General features: G+C 58.1%; 18 protein-coding genes and 1 tRNA gene. 8 read left to right on the top strand and 11 right to left on the bottom strand.

Translation table 11 applies throughout. The features are described 5' to 3' along the window. Window positions 1-16: 16 nt before the first annotated feature. From P346_RS14390 to P346_RS14400, 3 genes are all read left to right on the top strand, one after another. Complete coding sequence (locus P346_RS14390) at window positions 17-406, top strand: RidA family protein (protein WP_032658727.1); 390 nt, start codon at window positions 17-19, stop codon at window positions 404-406. Window positions 407-697: 291 nt separating this feature from the next. Then, window positions 698-955 carry an AbrB/MazE/SpoVT family DNA-binding domain-containing protein gene (locus P346_RS14395; RefSeq protein WP_032658724.1) on the top strand — a complete coding sequence of 86 codons (258 nt, stop codon included), beginning with the start codon at window positions 698-700 and terminating at the stop codon, window positions 953-955. Then, window positions 956-1288, top strand: coding sequence for a type II toxin-antitoxin system PemK/MazF family toxin (locus P346_RS14400; protein ID WP_032658722.1), 333 nt, complete (start codon window positions 956-958; stop codon window positions 1286-1288). Between the two features lie 54 nt (window positions 1289-1342). Here the strand turns inward: P346_RS14400 and P346_RS14405 are convergent. The 6 genes from P346_RS14405 to P346_RS14430 form a co-directional block, all read right to left on the bottom strand. Continuing rightward, window positions 1343-1418, bottom strand: a tRNA-Asn gene (locus P346_RS14405). 163 nt (window positions 1419-1581) lie between these two features. Continuing rightward, window positions 1582-3771, bottom strand: a complete 2190-nt coding sequence (locus P346_RS14410) for a TonB-dependent siderophore receptor (RefSeq protein ID WP_032658720.1) — start codon at window positions 3769-3771, stop codon at window positions 1582-1584. Window positions 3772-3797: 26 nt separating this feature from the next. Then, complete coding sequence (locus P346_RS14415) at window positions 3798-5123, bottom strand: lysine N(6)-hydroxylase/L-ornithine N(5)-oxygenase family protein (protein ID WP_032658718.1); 1326 nt, start codon at window positions 5121-5123, stop codon at window positions 3798-3800. Beyond that, on the bottom strand, window positions 5120-6862 hold the full coding sequence (gene iucC / locus P346_RS14420; protein WP_032658715.1) for an IucA/IucC family protein: 1743 nt from the start codon (window positions 6860-6862) through the stop codon (window positions 5120-5122). The genes P346_RS14415 and iucC overlap by 4 nt, the downstream gene beginning before the upstream one ends. After that, window positions 6859-7806, bottom strand: coding sequence for a GNAT family N-acetyltransferase (locus tag P346_RS14425; protein ID WP_032658713.1), 948 nt, complete (start codon window positions 7804-7806; stop codon window positions 6859-6861). Before P346_RS14425 ends, iucC begins: the two co-directional genes overlap by 4 nt. Then, entirely contained in the window at window positions 7806-9548 is a 1743-nt protein-coding gene (locus P346_RS14430; RefSeq protein WP_032658710.1) for an IucA/IucC family protein, read from the bottom strand. The genes P346_RS14425 and P346_RS14430 overlap by 1 nt, the downstream gene beginning before the upstream one ends. A gap of 138 nt (window positions 9549-9686) precedes the next feature. Between P346_RS14430 and P346_RS14435 the strand changes: the two genes are divergently transcribed. Continuing rightward, window positions 9687-10898, top strand: coding sequence for an MFS transporter (locus P346_RS14435; protein WP_032658709.1), 1212 nt, complete (start codon window positions 9687-9689; stop codon window positions 10896-10898). Here the strand turns inward: P346_RS14435 and mtfA are convergent. Beyond that, window positions 10895-11692, bottom strand: coding sequence for a DgsA anti-repressor MtfA (gene mtfA / locus P346_RS14440; RefSeq protein WP_032658707.1), 798 nt, complete (start codon window positions 11690-11692; stop codon window positions 10895-10897). The genes P346_RS14435 and mtfA overlap by 4 nt on opposite strands. 214 nt (window positions 11693-11906) lie before the next feature. Here mtfA and P346_RS22395 point away from each other — a divergent pair, with 214 nt between their 5' ends. The 3 genes from P346_RS22395 (at window position 11907) to P346_RS14450 (ending at window position 14571) form a co-directional block, all read left to right on the top strand. Beyond that, window positions 11907-12053, top strand: coding sequence for a DUF2256 domain-containing protein (locus P346_RS22395; RefSeq protein WP_071891562.1), 147 nt, complete (start codon window positions 11907-11909; stop codon window positions 12051-12053). Then, window positions 12050-13579, top strand: a complete 1530-nt coding sequence (locus P346_RS14445; RefSeq protein WP_152537851.1) for a cryptochrome/photolyase family protein — start codon at window positions 12050-12052, stop codon at window positions 13577-13579. Before P346_RS22395 ends, P346_RS14445 begins: the two co-directional genes overlap by 4 nt. A 92-nt stretch (window positions 13580-13671) precedes the next feature. After that, a complete protein-coding gene (locus P346_RS14450) occupies window positions 13672-14571 on the top strand; it encodes a LysR family transcriptional regulator (RefSeq protein ID WP_032658702.1) in 900 nt (299 codons plus the stop codon). On the opposite strand, the gene P346_RS14455 is transcribed toward P346_RS14450, so the two are convergent. The 4 genes from P346_RS14455 to P346_RS14470 all read right to left on the bottom strand — a co-directional run bounded on the left by P346_RS14455 (window position 14546) and on the right by P346_RS14470 (window position 20140). Continuing rightward, window positions 14546-15334 carry a substrate-binding domain-containing protein gene (locus tag P346_RS14455; RefSeq protein ID WP_032658699.1) on the bottom strand — a complete coding sequence of 263 codons (789 nt, stop codon included), beginning with the start codon at window positions 15332-15334 and terminating at the stop codon, window positions 14546-14548. The genes P346_RS14450 and P346_RS14455 overlap by 26 nt on opposite strands. Further along, on the bottom strand, window positions 15331-16644 hold the full coding sequence (locus P346_RS14460; protein ID WP_032658697.1) for an MFS transporter: 1314 nt from the start codon (window positions 16642-16644) through the stop codon (window positions 15331-15333). The genes P346_RS14455 and P346_RS14460 overlap by 4 nt, the downstream gene beginning before the upstream one ends. 282 nt (window positions 16645-16926) lie before the next feature. Next, on the bottom strand, window positions 16927-18576 hold the full coding sequence (gene fumA / locus P346_RS14465) for a class I fumarate hydratase FumA (RefSeq protein WP_032658694.1): 1650 nt from the start codon (window positions 18574-18576) through the stop codon (window positions 16927-16929). Window positions 18577-18631: 55 nt separating this feature from the next. Then, window positions 18632-20140 carry an anion permease gene (locus P346_RS14470; protein ID WP_084492146.1) on the bottom strand — a complete coding sequence of 503 codons (1509 nt, stop codon included), beginning with the start codon at window positions 20138-20140 and terminating at the stop codon, window positions 18632-18634. Between the two features lie 604 nt (window positions 20141-20744). On the opposite strand from P346_RS14470, the gene P346_RS14475 reads away from it, so the two are divergent. Beyond that, a complete protein-coding gene (locus tag P346_RS14475) occupies window positions 20745-23525 on the top strand; it encodes a flavocytochrome c (RefSeq protein ID WP_032658691.1) in 2781 nt (926 codons plus the stop codon). Window positions 23526-23581 lie beyond the last annotated feature (56 nt).

Below are 23581 nucleotides of genomic sequence, written 5' to 3'. Positions count from 1 at the left end.
TTACAAAGGTACTAACATGACAATACGCGAAGCCGTTTTTCCCTTCGGTCGGCAGGCGCTCTACGAGCGCAACCGGTATTCACCCGCCATCAAATCTAACGGCTTCCTGTTTGTTTCGGGACAGGTTGGTAGCCGGGAGGATGGTTCGCCTGAAGAGGATCTCAACGCGCAGATCCGGCTGGCATTCGAAAACCTTAATGCTGTTCTCGCAGCTGCGGGTTGCACGTTCGATGATGTGGTTGACGTTACCCTCTTTGTCGTCGATCCCGAGTCAAACCTCGATGCTATCTGGAGTATCCTGCCAGAATATTGGGGGGAAGCGCCTTACCCTACGTTGACCGGGATCGGCGTGACGTGGCTGTACGGGTTCCAGTTTGAGATTAAGGTGATTGCCAGACTGCCCTAAGCGTAACGGGTCTTTCCTACGGTCAAAAGACAATACAGCGGGCGCAGCTCCGATCCGGAAGCCGCCTCGCATTTCGTTTATCCTATCCGCCATAATCCTTTGAACCACAAAAAGAGTTTTCTATTATCAGCCTTCTTAGTTCCACGCTTCGTTCCCGCCTGCACTGTCCTTCGATGGATAACGGCTTTATGGACACCTAAATACGGAAAGGAAATCACCATGAATCTGATGAATAATTGTGCACTTCCCGTCATGAATGTTATATTAAAATATAATATTCGGAGGTGCGCTATGTATACAACTCGTCTGAAAAAGGTCGGTGGATCCATCATGCTGGCGGTTCCTCCCGCCGTGCTGAAAACGCTGGAGCTGTCGACGGACAGCGAAGTCGGCATGACCATTAATAATGGCTGCCTGATTATTGAACCCCAGAAGCGGCCTCACTATTCGCTTGAGGAGCTGCTGGCGCAGTGCGATCCGCACGCTGATATGAGTGAAGAGGAGCGGGAATGGATCGATGCGCCTGCGGTGGGCAAGGAGATCCTGTAAATGGACAGAGGGGAAATCTGGCTTGTTTCACTGGATCCGATTGCTGGCCACGAACAAAGTGGGAAACGTCCGGTTCTTATCGTATCGAAGGCATCGTTTAACAAGCTGACCCGGTTACCGGTAGTGGTTCCCGTCACCAGCGGCGGAAACTTTGCACGTACAGCAGGTTTCACCGTTTCACTGGAAGGGGCGGGGACAACAACAACGGGCGTTATTCGCTGCGACCAGCCCAGAACCATTGATATGTCTGCCCGGAACGGCATGCGGCTGGAACGCATACCTGACGCCGTTGTAAATGAGGTACTTGCCAGACTGGATGCGATTCTGAATTAACATCAGTGACGCAGAAAAGCAAAAAGCCTGCTTTAAAAGCAGGCTTTTCAAATTTGGCTCCTCTGACTGGACTCGAACCAGTGACATACGGATTAACAGTCCGCCGTTCTACCGACTGAACTACAGAGGAATCGTGTGAACGAGGCGCATAGTAGCGACCTCGGTACGCCTTGTCAAAGGGTGAAAACGCACTTTTCGTTTGTTTGCCGACAATTTCAGCAAATCGCTGATTTTATAGCAAATTCGCGTTGAAATTACACAGCAAATGCGCCGCCCGCAGGCGGCGCGCAGGATCAGAACAGTACGGAGTAGTTCAGACCAAAGGTACGTCCGCGGCCTTTATAGGTATACAGGCCCGGTGCGCCGTAGGTTGGGCTATACAGCCCCGGCGCGCGCTGGCCCCAGGCGGTGGTGTAGTCTTTGTCCAGCAGGTTTTCCACGCTGAAGCTGACCTTACCCACCGGCAGGGCGTAGCTGCCCAGGAAGTCGACGGTGTTATAGCCATCGATCTTCTTGCCGTCGGAGTCTGACACGTCAAAGGTCTGCGTGCTCTGCACGCGCAGGGTCCAGTCGCCCGGCGCCCAGTTGACCCAGGCACTGGCTTTCGACGGGCTGGCGCTGTCAACCGTCAGCTTCTCCCATTTGCCGTTTTCGCGGGTTTCAGACTTAATGGCGTTAAAGTTCGCACCGGTGCTCCAGTCGCTGTCGGTGAAGAAATAGTCCACCTGACCTTCCACCCCGTAGATACGACGCTTGTCGTCTTCCAGGTTGATGGTCATATCCGTCTTGTTGATGGTGATGGTTTTATCCGAGAGCGAGTAATACGCCGCGACCTGCGTGCGCAGGTTATCGCCGGTGTAGCGCCAGCCCAGCTCATAAGCGTTGACCTTGATACCGTCCAGCGTCGAATCGTTCACGTTGACGCTGTTCAGCAGGCGATAGTGACCGTTGCTGAGCTGATAGGTGCCGGAGCCGTAGTACTTCGCCAGGTCCGGAATTTCGAAGCCCTGTGAGAAGTTAAACCACAGCTGCTGCTGTTCGGTCAGGCGACCAAGGATCCCGGCGTTAAACAGGAAGTTGTTGTAATCGGTTTTCCCGCCCGGCACCGCGTCGGCGGAGGTGGCTTTCCCGGTGGCGATGGCCTGCTGCTGGGCGTAACCGACAAAGTCGTCCACCTTGTTTTCGGTGTACTGATAACGCACGCCGCCGCTCAGGGTGATGGCGTCAATGTCGTAGCTGGCCTGCAGGAACGGGGCGAGGTTGGTGATGCTGTAGCCCGGGTAACGGCCCACGTTGTAGGCGTTATCCAGCTCCATGCCGCCGCTTGCCGCAGCTTTGCTCAGGTTAAAGAACTGCTGGTTGGCATCGAAGGTTTCGTGGTCGGCATCCACACCCCAGGTCAGCGTTAAATCGTCCACCGGCTTGCTGTTCAGCGTCAGCTTGCCGCCGTAAAAATCGGTTTTCTGCTGGGACGCGCCGATGCTGCTCACCACGCCTTTGGTCAGAGTCGGGAACGGATAATAGGTCAGGCTCTCGTCGCGATAGTAAATCTGCGCGACCAGATCCTGGCCCCAGAAGTCGGTATTGGAGTACTGCAGGTTAATCAGATGGCGCTCGGTACCCGGTACGCGGTCAGAATCAAGATTACCTTTGTTGTAGGCGGTCGCATCCCCCGTTACCGCCGAGAAGTTCTTCCCGAGGTACAGCCCATGCTTGCCGTCGGACTCGCTCTTGTAGTACTGGGTCGTCAGCTGCAGCTGCTGATGTTCGTCGATGTTGATGGTGCCCGTGCCCATCACATCAATACGGTCGGAATACTGGAGGCCGGTCTGGGTGTTATCGATAATCACCTCGTTGCCTTTGCCGTCATACCAGCCGCCGTAGCGCTGATACGATACCGACAGACGACCGGAGGCGTTGTCGTTGCCGCCGCTTACGGCTGCCGACACGTTCTCATCGTGATCGTTGTGGCTGTTAAACCCGCTCTTTGTCCCGGTCTGGAACTCAACTTCGGTCTCCGGCTGGCCCTTTTTGGTGACGATGTTCACCAGGCCGCCGGTGCTGCCGCCGCCGTAGAGCGAGGTGGCGCCGGAGATCACTTCGATACGGTCAATGTTGAACGGATCGATTGAGTCCAGCTGGCGGCTGTCGCTGCGGGACGAGTTCAGGCGAACGCCGTCCACCATCACCATCATGGAGCGGCCGCGCAGGTTCATGCCATAGTTGGTACGGCCCTGGCTGCTGACGTCCATGCCCGGAATCAGCTGCGCCAGCACTTCCTTAATTTCTTTCCCGCCCTGAACCTGCTGCTCAATTTCAGCCCGCTCAATGACCCAGGTGGTCTGCGCCATCTCCGCCACGCTGCGGTGCGCGCGGCTGGCGGAGACAACGATATTTTCTTCCTTTTGTTCTTCCGCCCACGCAGAGGTAGAAAGCATTGCAAGCAAGCAAGGATTTAAAACCCAAAGATGAGAACGTTTCATTGTTATGTTGATCCTGATTGTGTGTGTCAGTACTCGGTGGTTTTTGCTAATGATTTAAAAACCGGGCTGCTGTCCGGGCTGGCGGTGGTGCGCCAGTGGATAACGCCGGGTGTGGTGGCCAGCTCAAACGGCTCGTCGGCGTGCGCGCGATTAAGAATTCGCGCTGCGCGCCAGGCCATCAGGCTGAGCTGGGGTTCGGCAATGCCGAGACGGTGCATCCCGGCGTTCACGGCGAACAGGCGGTTGCTCTGCGGGCCGTCCCATTCGAGAGTGAAATCATTGTTAATGCAGAAGGCTTCGTCCGTGTCCAGATGCAGGCGGTGAGACAGCGGCGCGAGGAACGCGGGCTGCACGGCGCGGTAGCCGGTGGCGAAAATCACCACGTCGCTCTCCAGCTGCTCGCGGCCGCCGTCGAGGTGATGCTGAATGCTCAGGCGATGACCTTTTTCCAGGCGCGTCAGCGCCGTCACCGAGCGGGACGGCAGGAGATGCGCCCAGGGTTTTTCACGCAGCACTTCGAAGCGGTGGTACATGGCGCGGTAAATCGCCAGCAGGGACTCGGTGGTGATGCCGTCGGACGTCATCTTCTGCTCGTGCAGCATCTGCCGACGGGCCTCTTCACCCAGCGTGGAGAAGCTGTCCACGTACTCCGGCGTGAAATACTCGTTGGCAAAGGCGGCTTCATCCAGCGCGTTGTAGTTGTTGCGGCGCGATACCCAGTTCAGGCTCAGCGGCTGGCCCCATTCGCCGCGGAAAATATTCAGGAACAGGTCGGCGCCGCTCTGGCCGCCGCCGACGACGGTGACGCGCTTGCCCGTAAGATCCGGCGTGCGCAGCATCATCTCGCTGGCGTGGAAGCAGGTATCGTCCTGCGTTGTAACGCAGTCAGGCAGGTTGATCTGTTTGCCAATCCCCACGCAGACGTGGCGCGACAGGAAGCGGTCGCGCTGGGTCACCACCTCAAACAGGCCGCTTTTCTCATCAAAGCTCACCTGCTGTACCTGCTGGCTGAAGGCGAGATTGGTGAGGTTTTCCGCCGCCCAGCACAGATAGTCCGCAAACTCTTCGCGGGAGACGGTGCGCTGCTCGGTGGTCAGGAAGCGATAGAACTTTTTGCGCTGCACCAGGTAGTTCAGGAAGCTGTGGCGGTTGGTTGGCTCCACGGCGCTGACCAGATCCTTCAGGAAGCTGGTCTGCATGTGGCAGTCCGGCACCATCATTCCCGGGTGCCAGGAAAAGTGCGGCTTGCGCTCAAGGAACAGCGAGCTAAAGCCGTCCAGCCCTTCGGCCAGAGCGGCGATGCTGAGGTTAAACGGGCCAATACCAATGCCGATGAAATCATAGGTTTTCATTGCGCTGACTCCCGGGAGGCGAGAAAAAGAGGGTTATCAAGGTCGGTAACGTAGTTCGGCAGCATGCGGCTGCCGCCGTCGTGTTCGGAGAAGGTCAGTTTGACCGGGTTGAGGATCACGCGAATAATTTGCGGCTTGAACAGGTCGAACGTCGCGAAGCGCTCCGCAAGCTCCGGGTGCGCGGCCATATAGCGATGTAAAACCTGCGCCAGGATCTGGTAGAAACGGGGTTCGCTCACGCCGCATTGCAGGGTGAGGCGCGAGATAAAGCGCAGCACCGTCACAAAGTTGCCGGTTTGCAGGTCGTGAATGATGTAGTCCGCGCTGAGGCGCGCCGTGACGGCCTTCACCTGCTCCGGCAGGCTCCGGGCCTGCGGGAAATCCTCATCCACCAGGCGCATATCGCCCTGGAAATCCTTCAGCAGGATGCGCTGCGGGACGTAGTCCTTCATCACCAGCGTCACGTTCTGGCCGTGGGCGATCAGCGCCACGCCGTAGCGGCAGAGCAGGTGATAGAACGGGATCACCGTTGCCTCAAACAGCTTTTCCAGCCACGCGTCGGCGCTTAGCCCCGAACGTTTAATCCACGCGTCGATCAGCGGGCGCCCGGCGTTGTCGGTTTCCATCAGCGCCGCCATCAGCACCGCCTGTTCGCCGTCCTGCAGATAACAGGATGGGTTCTCGCGCCAGATCACCCCCAGCATCTCCTGATAGCGGTAGGGCGCTTTCGGCAACGCGGCGTAACCCGGATGCGACAGATAGCCGGCGGCGGGTTCGCCAAGCACCTGCGCGCCAGAGCGGGCAAGCGTAGCGTCGGTGGCAAACTGCTGCTGAAGCCAGCGCGAGGCCAGCGGCCCGGCGGCAATGTACTTGCCCGGAATGCCGCGATAGCAGGAAGTGTTGTAGATAGTCAGCGGAAGCTTGATGTCATACGGCGCGCGACGGCTGGCGTTGGTGAGCGTGCGCAGGGACTGCTGCGCAAGATACTCGTCGCCAAATTCGCCCAGCTCAACCATCTCTCCGCGCGCCAGCTGTGCCAGGAAATGAATGGCGATCTTCTGCTGCCACTGCCACGGGTGCAGCGGCACCGGCAGCCAGCCGTCGTCGAGACCCAGCGCCTGCCAGCGAGCTTCAAAGCGGGCGCGCTCGGCGTTGTCCATGGCGCTGGCCAGCAGAGCGTTGATATCGCAATCGGCGTCGCTGCTCCAGACCAAATGCTCGCGCTGAACGGCAACCCAGTGCAGTCGAAAACGTCCGCGATACTCCGGCGCGTACTGACGGAGCGCGTCCAGACCCCAGCCGCGGCGACCTTTGTTGAAAATAAACTTCGGGTGACCGCTCATCAGACACTGTAATTCGTCCGGGTCGAGGTGGATCAGCGCGTCCGCATCCAGCGCTTCACGCGCCTGCAGCAGCTGCATGTCGCCGCGCAGCGTGGCGTAGAGATCTTCCATGTGCTCTGCCGTTTGCGCGTCGCTCATCTCCAGCACCGTCGCCAGCTGCAGCAGCACGCGTTCCGCTTCGACGGCTTCTCCGCTGGCGGCGATCAGGCTGTCCGGGTCGATATGCAGCCAGCCCCAGATCCCGCGCGCGGCGCGAAACTGCCAGGACTCGTTGCCCATGGTGATGCGCCAGCCGTCCGACGAAACCGGCTCAGCGCGCAGGGTGCGTTCGTATTCCAGCTCGGCGAGGATCTTCGCCACCATCTCGCGGTTCACTTTCTGCCAGAGCGCGTTCACAGTTCCACCTCGCTGAAGAAGCGGTGGCGCTGGCTCATGATGAGGCGCGAGCGCTTGTGCGGGAAGTCGAACTCTTTCACCGTGTCGAAACCGGCGGAGGCCAGATGGCGGAACAGGCGCTGGTTGTCGAAGCGCGGCTCGGCTACGATGCGCGCAGTGCGCGGTTCATCGAGATACAGATAATGGCTCAGGCCTCGCAGCCAGCTGCGGATGTACTGCGCGCCGCGCCAGTTCTCTTCGCCCACCAGCATGTGAAGGCCGCGGTCAAACGGCTGCCAGCGGTAGTGGCGGCCAATGCGGTCTTCCGGTGCCCAGTAGAGCTCAAAATAGCCGAACGGCTGGTCATCGAAGCAGCCGATAACCGGGTAGCAGTAGGCCGAGTCAAGCTGACGGCGCAGGTAGTTTTCCTGCTCGGCCTGCGGGCCCGCCATCTCCCAGAAGGCTTTCACGCGCGGGTTGTTCATCCAGCGTGTAAAGCGCTCGCCGTCCAGCGCCACGTCGACCACGCGGAAGCTGAGGGTACGCTTAATTTGCGGATCGTAGCGACGATACACTTCACCCTGCGGGCGGTGAGGACGCAGCGGGAAATACAGCTGACGGCTCTCATCAAACTGCATCCCGCCGCTGGCACGTGATTGTTCGCCTTTCAGCCACAGCGGCAGCTGCCAGAAGGTTTCGCGTGCCAGATAGTCCCCGTGGGCCAGGCTAAACAGCGCCTGCGCCTGGGGTTCATCCTGCCAGGTTGCCCAGGGCAGGGTAATGCCGGTCAGCGCGGGTGCGGCAACAAACAGCTGATCGAGGGCTTCGACCAGCCAGCCGTCCGGGATCCCATTCAGACGCTCCAGCACCGCGCTGCCGTCGAGACCCAACGTCAGCGGCAGCGCGCGATCCGTTGCGGTGCAGCGAAAGCCGTAGCCGGAATGGACGATATTCGCGATTGCCATTACGCCTTCTCCTTGTAAAACGGGTTGCTAAAGTCGAAATAGATCACCGCCGGATCGGCGATGGTGTTTTCATTGCGATCGTGCAGGTAGCAGAAGAAGTTGCCTTTGCAGTTCCAGGTCGGGCTGTCGAGCACGTAGTCGAGGCAGCGGGTCTGCTTTGCCGTGCGGCGCAGTTCGGCCAGCGCGTCGCGCACCCGGGACATCAGGCTCTCCTCGCTGTCGAAACCTGCGGCGGCGAGGGCGGCGGTGACGGCAAGGGTAGAGTTCAGCAGAAGGTAATAAGGGAAGTAGCGCAGCAGCTGGCTCTCACCGAAGCGGTTTTCCACCTCCGTTTCGCCCGCTGATTTCAGCCACGCGTCGGCTCCTTCGGTCCACGCGCTGCCCTGGCAGTCGCGGTAGATCAGCCCGACGGGGAAATCCTGCTGCATCTCAACGAGGATATTTTGCTGGTGCGCCAGCAGGACCAGACCGTAGTCCGCCTCGGCGCTGAACAGCGGAAGTAATACGCGGTCGCAGTAGGCGTCGAGCCAGCAGCGGGCGGCCTGGGCGAGCGGTAATTCCAGACGCTGACTCAGACGGCGCACCGCGGAGGCCAGCAGGCTATCGCCGCCGTCCGGCGCGGCCTGGGTCAGACTCACCAGCACGTTGGTTTGTGTTTCGGGGGTATCGAACAGCAGGTTGACGCGCAGGGCCATCAGGCTCTCTTCCTGAACGATGCCGTTTTCGTCACGCAGCCCCGCCCAGCCGTCTTCCTGCATCACGCGCATGGTCGGGTAGCGAGCCTGCAAACCTTGCCAGCGTTCCGTTTTCGCCAGGCGCGCCAGGCGCATTCCGCGCTTAACCTCTTTGACCGACAGCGTGCGCACGGAGTTGGTCAGGCGTACGCTGAGGGAGAACTTAATCATGTCGCCGTTGGTTTCGCTGTACAGCGAGCGGGACGAGCTGGTGGGCAGCCACTGCGCGCCCGCTTCACCCAGGTCCTGCAATGAACCGTTTTTCGCCAGACGCTGGCACCAGTCCTGCTCCAGCAGATAGTCGGCCTGCCACGGATGCATCGGCAGCAGCCAGCGGGTGTCGGTGAAGTGGCCGAGCAGCTCAGGCGCGCTCTGGGCCGCGAAGCGCAGCAGACGCTCGCGCAGGGAGACGTTCAGGCTGTCGCCAGCAACGAGCGTGCTCTCAACGGCAAACCAGCGCAGCGGGAAGCGGGAGGCAAAATCGGGCAGATAGCGACGCGCCTCGGTTTCGTTGAACGGCTCGTGCGACTTCGGTGCTGGGTGGAACGCGTGGCCGACCAGCAGCGCCTGTTCCGCCTCGGCAAACGTCAGCGGCTTATCGCGCAGGGTTGCCCAGCTGTGGCGCAGATCGATCGCCTGCCAGGTGTGCGCATGGCTTTCGAGAACGCGCTGCTTAAAACGCGCCAGCGTATCGGCATCCAGCGAGCCTTTTACTGACGGTTTTTCAAGAATTAAATCAACCAGTTGATCAAATGTGACGGCGTCACCGTCATCATTGTTGCTTTGAATAAGCGTTGCCGGAAAACGGTACTGATGATGCTGGGTGGGAGAGAAATAGCGTACCGGAACCCGAAGAGCCTGGGTTTGTGACAGCGGGATATGAATGTCCGATAACGCATCCGCAGCGGTAGTGGGGAGATAGCGCCAGTCCTTCGTTTCGCGCAACAGGGCGTTCAAAAAACACTGGGCTGCAACGTCTGTACCGGCAGAGCGGGGCAGAGCACGCATAGATGTACCTCATTCCATGATTGATAATAATTCTCGTTATGATATTCATTCTGTTTACAGTCGCAACCATTTTTGCAATATTTGTTTTCATAAACTTCATAATTTCCACACATTTATTGACACTATGTTCACATTCTCATGCGCGCTGACTCAGAAACATTGACCAAAAACGTCACCTCAAAAGCCAACTGGCCCCTGGCGCTATGTGCGGGTTTATTAGGTATCGGGCAAAACGGCCTGCTGGTGATGCTCCCGCAGCTGGTGACACTGACCGGGCTGTCGCTCTCGGTCTGGGCCGGGCTGCTGATGTTCGGATCCATGCTCTTTTTACCGGCCTCGCCCTGGTGGGGACGCCAGAGCGAGCGGCGGGGATGTAAGGCCGTGATGGTGGCCTCGCTGAGCGGCTATCTGGCCAGTTTTGTCGTCATGGCGCTGGTGGTCTGGGCTATGGCGGGCGGAAGGCTGGATACTTTCTGGGGACTAGCGGGGCTGATCCTCTCGCGCCTGCTCTACGGACTGACGGTCTCGGGGCTGGTGCCTGCGGCCCAGACGTGGGCTATTCAGCGTGCGGGGCTGGAGAAGAGAATGGCGGCGCTGGCGACGATAAGCTCCGGCCTCAGCTGCGGACGTTTGCTCGGCCCGCCGCTGGCGGCGCTGATGCTCAGCGTCAGCCCGGTGGCGCCGCTCTGGCTGATGGCGATCGCGCCGTTAATCGCCCTGCTGCTGGTGCTTCGCGAAGTCGCGGACCCGCCGATGCCGCCGGTGGCGCACCAGGCGACCCGCCTGCAGGCCTCCATGTTGCCGTTCCTGCTGCTGGCGCTGCTGCTGGCGGCGCTAGTCAGCCTGATGCAGCTTGGGCTGTCACCGCATCTTAGCCCCCTGCTGGAGGGCAATGCCCGTGACATCAGCCATCACGTTGCGCTTCTGCTGAGCCTGGCCGCGCTGGCCACGCTCGCGGCGCAGTTTCTGGTGGTCCGCCCGCAGCATTTCACTCCGGTGACGTTGCTCTGCATCGCGGCGGTGCTAATGGTGGCAGGGCTTGGGCTGATGACCGTCGCCGGTTTAACGCTGTTCTACGTGGGAATTGTTATCACTTCACTCGGGGCGGCGATGGCCACGCCGGGCTATCAGCTGCTGCTGAACGACAGGCTGACCACCGGGAAAGGGGCGGGCGTCATCGCCACCAGCCACACGTTAGGCTACGGCGTCAGCGCGCTGCTGGTGCCCGTGGTGACGCGATTTTACGGCGAGCAGTCTTTGACGGTGGCCGCATGGGGAATGGCAGTGCTGTTTTTAGCGTTGAGCATAGGGGTACGGTCAACCGAGCGGACCCCTGCTGAAAAACCTTAATGGATCTGGCGGGAGGAATGGCCGCCAGACTCCTCATTTTGCCGCAGACGCTGGAGCGGATCCTGCTGATAAAACTGACAGAAACGCTGCCACAGCGCCGGGAAGCGGGGCGCGAAGAGCTCGGGCGCGCTGAAGAAATACTCCGAGAGCACAGCAAAGCATTCGGCCGGGTCGGTTGCCGCATAGGCGTCAATGCTGGCCGCGCTTTCGCCCACCAGGTCTATTTCATCCTGGATATTATCCATCGCCGCGTGCAGATCGTGCTCCCAGCCCGCCACTTCACGAAGCGGGATCAGCGGTACTCCGCTGGCGCGATCGCCGTTGCGGGTATCGAGCTTGTGCGCCACTTCATGGATAATTAGATTAAAACCGGACGCATCGAACGAGTCCTGAATGTCGAGCCAGTTGAGGATAATCGGCCCCTGCTGCCAGCTTTGTCCGGACTGCACCACGCGCTGGTTGTGCACCAGCCCGATATCGTCCTGCCATTCGTCATCCACCACGAACGGCGCGGGATAGATAAGCACCTCGTGGAAACCGTCCAGCCACTCAATGCCGAGCTCAAGCACCGGCAGACAGAAAAGCAGGGCAATGCGCGCGTTTTTCAGGGGATCGAGTTCGAAACCCTGCAGTGGAACCAGGCGTTTTTGCTGTAAAAAACGATCCGCCAGCTGAACCAGTTTCGCTTGTTCATCAGGCTTAAGATTAGCCAGAACAGGGATCGTCAGCGCGTCATCCCATGGCAGCGCCATATCCCGGCCAGCTTCATTCGTTTTCCAGGGCCACTTTATCATCGCTTTGCTCGCAAACTCGTCACTTGAACAAAAATGGAAAGTCAGGTTCGGTTAAGATGCCAGAAAATCGCTCACTGCGACAATTCCAGCCTGAATAAACTATCATTCGTACGTAGCGGTGGGTAGCGGTTTACGGGCATCACCTTCATTTTGTGAAGTCTGTCGTAGCCTTAACCCACAGGTTCAGTGAAGAAATCAGTACGGTATTGAAAAGATGAGCGATTTCAAAGGTAACAAGCAGGACCTGCCCAGCCGTGCGTGCGCGCACTGCCAGCGGCCCATGACGTGGCGCAAAAAATGGGCGAAATGCTGGGATGAGGTAAAATACTGTTCCGAGCGCTGTCGCAGGAGCCACCGTTGACCGAACTGCGCCTGATCCTCGGCGATCAGCTTAATCCGCACCACAGCTGGTTTGATGCCTGCAATCCGAATGTCATTTACGTGATGCTGGAGCTGCGGGCAGAAACCGCGTACGTGCTTCATCACGCCCAGAAAGTGATCGCCATCTTCGCGGCCATGCGCGCGTTTGCCTCTGCGTTAAAGGAAAAGGGGCATCGGGTGAGGTATGTCCGGCTCTCTGACGGCTCAAACCGCGGCGCGCTGGAAGACAATCTCAACGCGCTTGTCGCGCATTACGGCGCCGACAGGGTGATATGGCAGGAGCCCGACGAATGGCGTCTTGATGCGCAGCTGCAGGCGTGGGCGAAAGCTGCGTCCGTCGAAACGGCCTGCGTCAGCAGCGAGCATTTCTTCACCACCCGTGAACAGGTGAGCGCGTTTTTTGCGCCACGCAAAAGCTGGCGAATGGAGTACTTTTACCGGGAAATGCGTCGTCAGCACGGCATACTGTTAACCTCAGAAGGCGAGCCGGAAGGGGGAAAATGGAATTTTGATGCCGAAAACCGCAGGCGCTGGTCCGGCGAGCCGCCCGCGCCGGAGGATTCGCGTCCGCGCCATGATTATTCAGCCTTATGGGCGGAGATCCAGCGCTGCGGCGTAAACACCTTCGGCGAACCGCAGGCCGGGAATTTTCGCTGGCCGCTCAACCGTTCGGAAGCCAAAGCCGGGCTGGATGAATTTATCACTCACGTGCTCCCCCAGTTCGGCGCCTGGCAGGACGCGATGCACGCGGAGGAACCTTTTCTGTTCCACTCGTTAATTTCATTCGCGCTGAACACCAAAATGCTTACTCCGCGGGAAGTGGTGGCTGCCGCCCAGCAGGCATGGCGTTCGGGCCATGCGCCGCTGCCAGCCGTTGAAGGGTTTATCCGACAAATTCTCGGCTGGCGGGAGTACGTGCGTGGGATTTACTGGTCGCAGATGCCGGGCTATCGGGAGCTGAATGCCTTAGACCAGCACGCCCCGCTGCCGGACTGGTTCTGGACCGGCAAGACGCAGATGCGCTGCCTGGCGCATGCGATTGGGCAGTCACTCGTTGAGGCTTACGCCCACCATATCCAGCGCCTGATGGTCATCGGGAACTTTAGCCTGCTCAGCGGCCTGTCGCCGCAGGCGGTTCATGAATGGTATCTGGGGGTCTATATTGATGCCTTTGAATGGGTGGAACTGCCCAATACCCTCGGCATGAGCCAGTTTGGCGATGGTGGGTTACTGGCCAGCAAGCCCTACGTCTCGAGCGCGTCATATATTCATAAGATGAGTAATTACTGTCAGGGGTGCCGGTATCAATACAACCAGCGTACCGGAGAGCTGGCGTGCCCCTTCAATGCCCTTTACTGGGATTTCTTTGCCCGCAACCAGGCGCGTCTGGGTAACAATCCCCGCCTGGGCATTGTCTTTAAACAGCTTGCGGACATGGAGGAAGAGGAGCGGCAGGCCATTGCCGATCGCGCCGGGTATGTTCGCCTGCATCTCAACGACCTCTGACATATTTCAACACCGCGCCGGTTGCGGTGGGTCAATAAGACGCTATTATTTTTGACTTTGCTGCGTATTCCCTGACAGGACATCCAGACGCTATGCCCGTGAATTTTGACCTTAACGATCTTTATGCTTTCAGAGCGTTAGTGGAATACGGTAACTTCCGTGTCGCTGCTGAATCTATCTGCTTATCCCAGTCGGCGCTGAGCCGCAGGATTGAAAAGCTGGAAGCCGCGCTGGGAAACCGGCTGTTTGACCGTACCACTCGCCGCGTGTCCTTAACGTTATACGGGCAAAACTTTGCTGAACGCTCCGCGCAGCTGCTCGACAACGTTGAGTCAATGCTGGCGGATGTTGATAAAGTCAGTGAAGAGCGGACGGGGCTGATCGCGGTTGCCACGGTACCGTCCGCCGCCTGTTACTTTATGCCCGATGTGATCCGTCGTTTTCAGTCTCGCTATCCGCGCGTACGTATTAAGCTCATCGACAGCAGCGCGGGGAACGTGATTGACGCCGTGGCCCGAAGCCAGGCGGATTTTGGCATCTCCTTCGCAGGAAACCTGCCGTCTGAAATCGAATTTTTCCCGCTGGTGGAGGATGTCTATGTTGCGGCGTGCCGTAAGGATCACCCGCTGGCGCAGAAGAGTCATCTAACGTGGCAGGCCTTTTATCAGCAGGATTATATCTCCCTCGATAAAACGTCAGGCAACCGTAACCTGCTCGATCGGATGCTGGGGGATATCGTTCCCGAACGCCCGAGCGTATGCGAAACGCGCCACGTTACCACGATGCTTGGCATGGTAGAGGCGGGGATCGGCATTGCTGCCGTTCCCGCCATGTCGATGCCGACGTCAGAGCACACGCTGCTGACGCATCTGCCGCTGGTGGCGCCGGAAGTGAAACGCACCGTGGGGCTTATCCGGCGCCGGGGGCGTATCCAGTCCTACATTGCGGCTGAACTGGAAAAACAGATCACCGAGCAGTATCGCCGGACGTAACGGGGATCATCCCCGTCTTCTGGATGACGGCCCTGGAGGGCGGTGAGGCGAGATAGGTCAGCAGCGCTTTCCCCTCCGCAGGATGTTCTGCGTGACGGGTGACCGCACCCGCGAACCGCGTGATGTACTGCAGATTATCCGGGATTTTCCCGATAAAGGCGACGCCCTGAACCGGCAGCAGCTCGCTCACCTGCTGGAAACCGACGGCGTATTTTCCTTTCGCCACTTCTGAAGCGACCGGGATACGCTCGACCATTGTCGCTTTACCCGCCACTTCCTTTTCAATCCCCAGCTTTTTGAACAACGCCTGGCTGACGTACCTGCCGCTTGCGCTGTCAGAGTAGGCGATGGAGCTGGCCTGCAGCAGCGTGTTACGCAGAGCTGCCTCGCTGCTGATATCAGGGACATCCGCACCTTTTTTCACCACCATGCCAACGGGGGAGTCCGCAAGTTCGGTTCGCGAACCCGGCTGGGTCTGGCCGGCTTTTTCGAGCTTCTCCAGCGCATCGCCGACCATAATCACCACGTCGGCTTTCTCGCCGCGCGCCAGTCGGTTTGGGATCGCCTGCGGCGTAGCGCCCATTGAGGGGCCGGGGATAATCACGATTTTATCCCCGGTCCGGCATTCATAGTCCGGGGCCAGCTTTTCCAGGGCGGCCTTGAAGCCGCCTGAAATCATGACCTTTACGTCCTGGGCACAGGCATTAACGCTCAGGAGCGTCAGCACCAGCGCGCTGGCGGTAAAACGATAAGTGTGTTTCATACTGCCCCCTGTGACTTGACGGTGTTTTGCAGCGATACCGCGCGGCGGCGGTAGAGGTAGAGCGTGGCCAGCAGGGCACACACGGCAGCGAAGCTCATCCAGTAGCCAGGTGACGCTTTGTCACCGGTATATTCAATCAGCGCGGTGGACATTACCGGGGTAAAGCCGCCAAAGACCGCCGTTGCCAGGCTGTAAGCCAGAGAGAACCCCGCCACGCGCACTTCAGCAGGCATAATCTCCGTCAGGGCCGGGATCATCGCGCCGTTGTACAGACCGTAAAGGAAGGAGAGCCACAGCAGCACGCTCAGCATCATGGAGAAGCTGGGCGCGCTCGCCAGCAGCGTCAGGGCAGGGTAGCTGGTCGCCAGCGCCAGCAGGGCCATGGCAATCAGCACCGGCCTGCGCCCGAAGCGATCCGACAGCGCGCCGCCTACCGGCAGCCAGATGAAGTTAGAAATCGCCACCAGCAGGGTGACGAGCAGGCTGTCCGAGGCGCTGAGCATCAGCACCTTTTTGCCAAAGGTGGGGGCGTAGACGGTGATCAGGTAGAACGCGGTGGTGGTCATCGCCACCATCAGCATGCCCGCGACCACCACCTGCCAGTTGCCAAGGAGCGTTTTAAAGACCTGACGCATCTCCAGATGCTGGCGGCGCGCGCTGAACTCTTCTGTTTCCTCCAGCTTGCGGCGCAGGAAGAAGATAAACGGCACGATTAAACAGCCGAACAGGAACGGGATGCGCCAGCCCCATTCGCGAATGGCGCTCTCCTCCATCAGGGCATTCAGGGCAAAGCCCATCGCCGCGGCGACCATAATGGCGACCTGCTGGCTTCCGGACTGCCAGCTGGTATAAAACCCTTTGCGGCCCGGCGTGGCGATTTCAGCCAGATAAACCGAGACGCCTCCAAGCTCTGCACCGGCGGAAAAGCCCTGCAGCAGACGGCCCGTCAGCACCAGCAGCGGCGCCCACAGACCGATGCTTTGATAAGAGGGGATTAGCACGATCAGGAACGTCCCCGCCGCCATGATGGAAAGCGTGACGATTAGCCCCTTTCTGCGCCCCACCTTGTCGATATACGCGCCAAGCACGATGGCGCCAATTGGACGCATCAAAAAGCCCGCGCCGAAGACGGCGAAGGTCATCATTAGCGACGCAAATTCACTGCTCGCCGGGAAGAACGTGTGGGCGATGTAGGTGGCATAGAAGCCGAAAAGAAAGAAATCGAACTGCTCAAGAAAGTTGCCAGACGTCACGCGAAGTATGGCGCCCGCTTTCGAGCGTACGGTTGCAGGTGAGGTTGAGGAAAACATGGTTATCTCCAGTTTATTGTTGACGTTTTACGCGTCTGTTTTTGAAAACTGGATCAGGATGAGGAAATAGATAAGCGCAAATGCCGCATCGGCTGATGCACTTTTTGCATGAATAGCCTTCGCGGGATAAATACAATTAATGACAACAATAACTTAACAATTAATTGATTTTTTATTCACCACTTTTTGCTAAGTAGCTGATATCACGGTTTTGTGACATGACGCAGGCGCATGTCTGACTGCGACTGCCGGGCAGCGTTGCGCCACCCGGCCTGTCTCAACCTAGCGCTGTGAACAACCCGCGCACTGTTTGTTCTGGATCTGCTGGAAGAAATCGTTGCCTTTGTCATCCACCAGGATAAACGCCGGGAAGTTCTCGACTTCAATTTTCCAGATGGCCTCCATTCCCAGCTCCGGATACGCGACGCATTCCAGGCTCTTAATGCTGTTTTGCGCCAGCACCGCCGCAGGGCCGCCAATGCTGCCCAGGTAGAAGCCGCCGTGCTTATGACAGGCGTCGGTCACCTGCTGGCTGCGGTTGCCTTTCGCCAGCATAATCATGCTCGCGCCGTGGGATTGCAGTAGGTCCACATACGAGTCCATACGGCCAGCCGTGGTCGGGCCGAGCGAGCCGGACGCGTAGCCTTCCGGCGTTTTGGCCGGGCCTGCATAGTAAATCGGATGATCTTTGACGTACTGCGGCAGTTCTTCACCGTTGTCGAGCAGCTCTTTCAGCTTCGCGTGGGCAATATCGCGCGCCACGATGATAGTACCGTTCAGCGACAGGCGGGTAGAGACCGGGTGCGCGGAAAGCTGTGCCAGGATCTCATTCATCGGCTTGTCCAGATTGATGCTCACCACGTCGCCTTCGCCCTGCTGGCGCAGTGATTCAGGAATATACTGGCCCGGGTTGTGTTCCAGCTTCTCAATCCAGATCCCGTCGCGGTTGATTTTCGCTTTGATGTTGCGGTCAGCGGAGCAGGAGACGCCCATGCCGATTGGGCAGGAGGCGCCGTGGCGCGGCAGGCGGATCACGCGGATATCGTGGGCGAAGTATTTACCGCCGAACTGCGCGCCGAGGCCGAGATTCTGCGCTTCCTGGAGCAGTTCCTGTTCGAGCTGAACGTCGCGGAACGCCTGGCCGTGTTCGTTACCTTCCGTCGGCAGCGCGTCGTAGTAGCGCGTGGAAGCGAGCTTCACGGTTTTCAGCGTGGCTTCCGCTGACGTACCGCCAATCACAAATGCGATATGGTAAGGCGGGCAGGCCGCAGTACCCAGAGTGCGCATCTTCTCAACCAGGTAGTTTTTCAGCTTCGCCGGGGTGATCAGCGCTTTGGTTTCCTGATAGAGGTAGGTTTTGTTGGCAGAACCACCGCCTTTTGCCATGCACAGGAATTTGTATTCGTCCCCGTCCACGCTGTAGAGATCGATCTGCGCGGGCAGGTTGGTGCCGGTATTCACCTCTTTATACATGTCCAGCGCCGCATTCTGCGAGTAGCGCAGGTTATCTTCAATGTAGGTGTTATACACGCCCTGGCTCAGCGCCGCTTCGTCACCGCCGCCTGTCCAGACGCGCTGGCCTTTTTTACCCATGATGATCGCGGTGCCGGTATCCTGACAGGTTGGCAGCACGCCTTTTGCGGCAATTTCAGAGTTGCGCAGGAACTGCAGGGCAACGTATTTGTCGTTCTGGCTGGCTTCCGGGTCGTTCAGGATCGCGGCAACCTGCTTCTGATGGGAAGGACGCAGCATAAACGCGGCATCGTGGAAGGCCTGCTGCGCCAGCAGGGTCAGGGCTTCCGGCTCTACTTTCAGCACTTCCTGGCCTTCGAATTCGGTAACGGAGACGTGCTCTTTGGTCAGCAGGTAGTATTCAGTGTCGTCATGGGAAAGAGGGAAGGGGTTCTGGTAGATAAATGGTTTGTTTGACATAGCGTATTGCTCCACAAAAATAAAACCGCCGGAGGAGAAGTCCGGCGGTCAGGAATCAGAACATCATGGACATCCACGGATAACCAATCAGCAGCAGGGCCGCCAGGAAGATGGCACCGAAGATGGTGCCGAGGCGCCAGTAGTCTTTGGTTGGCAGGTAGCCGCTACCGTAGTAGATCGGGCTTGGGCCAGTTCCGTACGGGGTGATGATCCCCATGACGCCCAGCGAGGTCACCATCAGCAGGACAAACACTTCCATATTCATGCCCGGAATGGTGGAGGCGATGGTCAGCATCGCTGGCAGCAGCGCCGTAGTGTGCGCGGTGGTGCTGGCAAACAGGTAGTGCAGCAGGTAGAACGCCAGCAGCAGGACGACAGTCGCCACGCCCGGAGAGATACCGCTCATCAACAGACCGCCTTCTTTACCTAACCAGCTGATAAAGCCGGTAGAGGAGAGGCCATCCGCCAGTGCCACCAGGGTGGCGAACCAGACGAAGGTGTTCCATGCGGCCTTGTTACCGGTGATATCGTTCCACTCCAGCACGCCGGTCCACAGCATCAGACCAACGATGAGCAGGGCCGCCATCGCCGGCTCAATCCATGCGGCAGCGAAGATCCACATCAGCAGCGCACAGCATACGAACACCAGCAGCAGAATTTCATTGCGGGACAGTTTGCCGAGTTTTTCCAGCTCGCGAGTCGCCCACAGCGGCACTTCGTTATTCACTTTAACTTCGGGTGGGTAGAACCAGTAGGCCAGCAGCGGCATGGCCAGAATCAGCAGGATACCCAGCGGCAGGAAGGCGAGGAACCAGGTGCCCCAGGAGATATCAATCCCAACCGTACTTTTCACCAGCGCCAGGGCCAGCAGGTTTGGCGCAAGGGCGGAGAGGAACATTGAGCTGGTGATACAGGCCGCGGTGATCGCCACCCACATCAGGTATGAACCAATCTTACGCGCGCTTGGGTCGTTGGGTTTTGAACCGTACAGCGGCGGCAGGTTAGCGATAATCGGGTAGATGGTCCCGCCGCTGCGCGCGGTGTTGGATGGGGTGAACGGTGCCAGCAGCAGGTCTGCGAAGGTAATCGCATAACCGAGCGTCAGGCTGCGACGGCCGAGGTACTTCACCAGAATCAGCGCCAGACGGCGGCCGAAGCGGGTTTTGTCATAGCCAGCGGCAAACATAAAGGCACCGAAAATCAGCCAGACGGTGGAGTTACCAAACCCGCTCACCGCCCATTTAAAGGAGGCACCCGCCAGCTTGAATTTCGGGTCAGCCAGCTGATCGGGGCTGAACAGCACCCACTGGCTGCACAGAGCGATGGCGACCACACCGGTCAGGCCGATCACCGCACCCGGCAGCGGTTCGAAGATCAGACCGACGATCACGCCGACAAAGATGGCGAAGTAGTGCCATGCGTAAGGCGGCAAGCCTTCAGGAACGGGAACAAACAGCAGCAGTACGGCGACGACGATGGGTAACGCCATCATCAGCAGTCGTTTTGCGTTTCCATTTGATGCCTGGTTCGCCACTGGGGGCGTTACAGCAGTTTTTGTATTCATAGTTTCACGTCTTAAGTTGTCAAAAATTCGGTCGCACTGGAAAAGCACTTTCTTAAGTTTCTTTGCTTTTTTTAGTTATTAAAGGTGCTTTCGTGTTTTTTCAGTAATAGCGATTTAACGCGTTTTCGTGTGCGCTAAATTAAAAAATGATGATGTTTTTATATTGCGCTTTTGAATGCCATAACTATTGATCGCGATCAAAAAAATAGAATTGCAGCGTTATTTTTATGCTTTTATTAATAACCACTCTGGCGTATGTGGCTATTGCCTATTTTTTGCGTATTTTTTATCATTTTTTTAACAAGTTGGATTTTGGTGTGTTTATATTGCATTGTTTTTATTGATTTTATAGTTGTTTTGGTGAATTGGTTTTACCATTAATAATTTAACGAATTTTAAATTATTGTGAATGGCTGAATTATAATCGCTAACACCAATGTGTTATTTGTGTTATCGCAGGGATTAAATAGTTTTTTAACTAACGTAATAACTTTAGAAACTAAAAAAATCATTATATTAATATCATGACATCGGCAAATAACGACGAAATAAAAAATCAATCCGATAACGAATTCTTAATTTTTAAAAGTTTGGAGTTTCTATTATGAGCACTAACGAACGCATTCTTAGCCCCTTCACATTACCGAATGGTACTGAACTGAAAAACCGTTTGTTAATGGCCCCTATGACAACCTGTACCGGCTATTTTGACGGCACCGTCACCAGCGAGCTGGTGGAGTACTATCGGGCCCGTTCCGGCAGCATTGGTACCATCATCGTGGAGTGTTGCTTCGTCGACGATCTCGGTCTCGCCTTCCCGGGCGCCATCGGTATTGATAATGACGAGAAAATTGCCGGGCTGGCGAAAATCGCAGAGGCCATTAAGTCCAAAGGGTCTAAGGCGCTGCTGCAGATCTACCACGGCGGCCGCATGGTCGACCCAAAACTGATTGGTGGCCGCACCCCGGTTGGCCCGAGCGCCATCGCCGCGCCGCGTGAAGGCGCCGCAACGCCGGTTGCGCTGACCGCTGAAGAAGTGGAAGGCATGATCGGCAAGTTTGGTGAGGCCGTTCGCCGCGCCATCCAGGCCGGTTTCGACGGCGTGGAGATCCACGGGGCGAACACCTATCTGATTCAGCAGTTCTACTCACCGAATTCAAACCAGCGCGACGACGAGTGGGGCGGCAGCCGCGATAACCGCGCGAAGTTCCCGCTGGCGGTGCTGGACATTACCCACAAAATGGTGCGCCAGTACGCGGACGACGCGTTTATTATCGGCTACCGCTTCTCCCCTGAAGAGATGGAAGTCCCGGGCATTCGCTTTGACGACACCATGTACCTGCTGGAAAAACTGGCGGCGCGCGGCGTGGACTATCTGCACTTCTCCGTCGGCGCGACCCTGCGTCCTTCCATTGTCGACACCCAGGATCCCACCCCGCTTATCGAAAAATACTGCGCGATGCGTTCTGAAACGCTGGCGCAGGTTCCGGTCATGGGCGTGGGCGGTGTGGTGAATGCTTCCGATGTGAATGAAGCGCTGGACCACGGTTACGACCTGATTGCCGTTGGCCGCGCCACCATCGCTTACCCGGACTGGACAGACCGCATCGCGGCCGGCGAAAGCCTTGAGCTGTTTATGGACAGCACCCAGCGCGAGGCGCTGAGCATTCCTGAACCGCTGTGGCGCTTCTCGCTGGTAGAAGCGATGATCCGCGACATGAGCATGGGCGAATCCAAATTCAAACCGGGTACCTTTGCTGAGAAAGTGCAGGATGACGCTAACGAACTGGTGATTAACGTCAGCCTGGAAACCGACCGCATTGCGGACATCGAGCTGGCCTCCGGCCCGAGCGAAGACGTTGAGTTTGTGACCAGCTTTGAAGAGATCCGTACCCGTATTCTGGATGCCAACACCCCGCACGTGGATGCCATCACCGGCGCAACCAGCCAGAGTGAAGCGGTGAAGAAAGCGGTCTCGAAAGCGATGCTGAAGTCCAGCAAAGCGCTGGCAGCGGAAGAGGGCGTTGACCCGAACGAAACCCGCAGCGTGGATGTGGTCGTTGTCGGCAGCGGCGGCGCCGGTCTGGCGGCGGCGATCCAGGCTCACGACGAAGGCGCGAGCGTGCTGATTGTCGAGAAAATGCCGACCATCGGCGGGAACACCATTAAAGCCTCTGCCGGTATGAACGCCGCCGAAACCCGCTTCCAGCGCGTGAAGGGCATTCAGGACAGCAAAGAGCTGTTCTATCAGGAAAGCCTGAAAGGTGGCGGCAACAAGAACAACCCGGAACTGCTGCGTCGCTTTGTCGAGAACGCGCCGCAGGCGATTGAGTGGCTGGCCACGCGCGGTATCATGCTGAACGACATCACCACCACCGGCGGGATGAGCATTGACCGTACTCACCGTCCAAAAGACGGTTCAGCGGTGGGCGGCTACCTGATCAGCGGTCTGGTGCGTAACGTCAACAAACGCAACATCGAAGTGATGCTGGATACCTCCGTCAGCGACATCATCTTCGAGAACGGCGAAGTGACCGGCGTACGTCTGACCACCGAAGAGAACGAAACCGTCACCGTGGCGACCAAAAGCGTGATTGTCGCTACCGGTGGTTTCAGCGCCAACAGCCAGATGGTGGTGAAATACCGTCCGGATCTGGAAGGGTTCGTCACCACCAACCACAAAGGGGCAACCGGCGGCGGCATCGCGTTGCTGGAGCGCATCGGGGCGGGTACCGTGGATATGGGCGAAATCCAAATTCACCCAACCGTTGAGCAGAACACCTCGTACCTGATTTCCGAATCCATTCGCGGCGGCGGGGCGATTCTGGTCAATCAGAAAGGGGAGCGCTTCTACAACGAAATGTCGACCCGCGATAAGGTCTCGGCGTCAATCATCGCGCTGCCGGAGAAATACGCATACATCGTCTTTGACGAGCACGTACGTGCCAAAAACAAAGCCGCGGATGAGTACATCGCAAAAGGTTTCGTGACCAGCGCCAGCTCGCCAAAAGCCCTGGCTGAGGCGCTGGGGATGGATTACCACGCTTTCCTCGCGACGCTGGAACGTTACAACGGTTTCGTTGAGAAACAGCACGATGACGATTTTGGCCGTACCACCGCGCTGCGTGCGCCTATCAACGAAGGGCCGTTCTACGCCATTCAGATTGCACCGGGCGTGCACCACACCATGGGCGGCGTGACCATCAACACCGAAACCTGCGTGCTGGACAGCAACCACAACGTTCTGCCAGGGGCATTTGCGGCCGGTGAAGTGGTCGGCGGGATCCACGGCGGTAACCGTATCGGCGGTAACGCAGTGGCAGATATCATTATTTTTGGTACGCTTGCAGGACATCAGGCGGCTATGCGTTCGAAAAAGCAGTAAGACCCCTGTGTTGTAGGCCGGATACGCGTAGCGCTATCCGGCATTTTCCCCGGCGG

The organism is Enterobacter sp. DC1, assembly GCF_000568075.1.
Lineage (GTDB): Bacteria > Pseudomonadota > Gammaproteobacteria > Enterobacterales > Enterobacteriaceae > Enterobacter > Enterobacter asburiae.
This window is presented reverse-complemented; position numbering and strand designations above follow the sequence as displayed.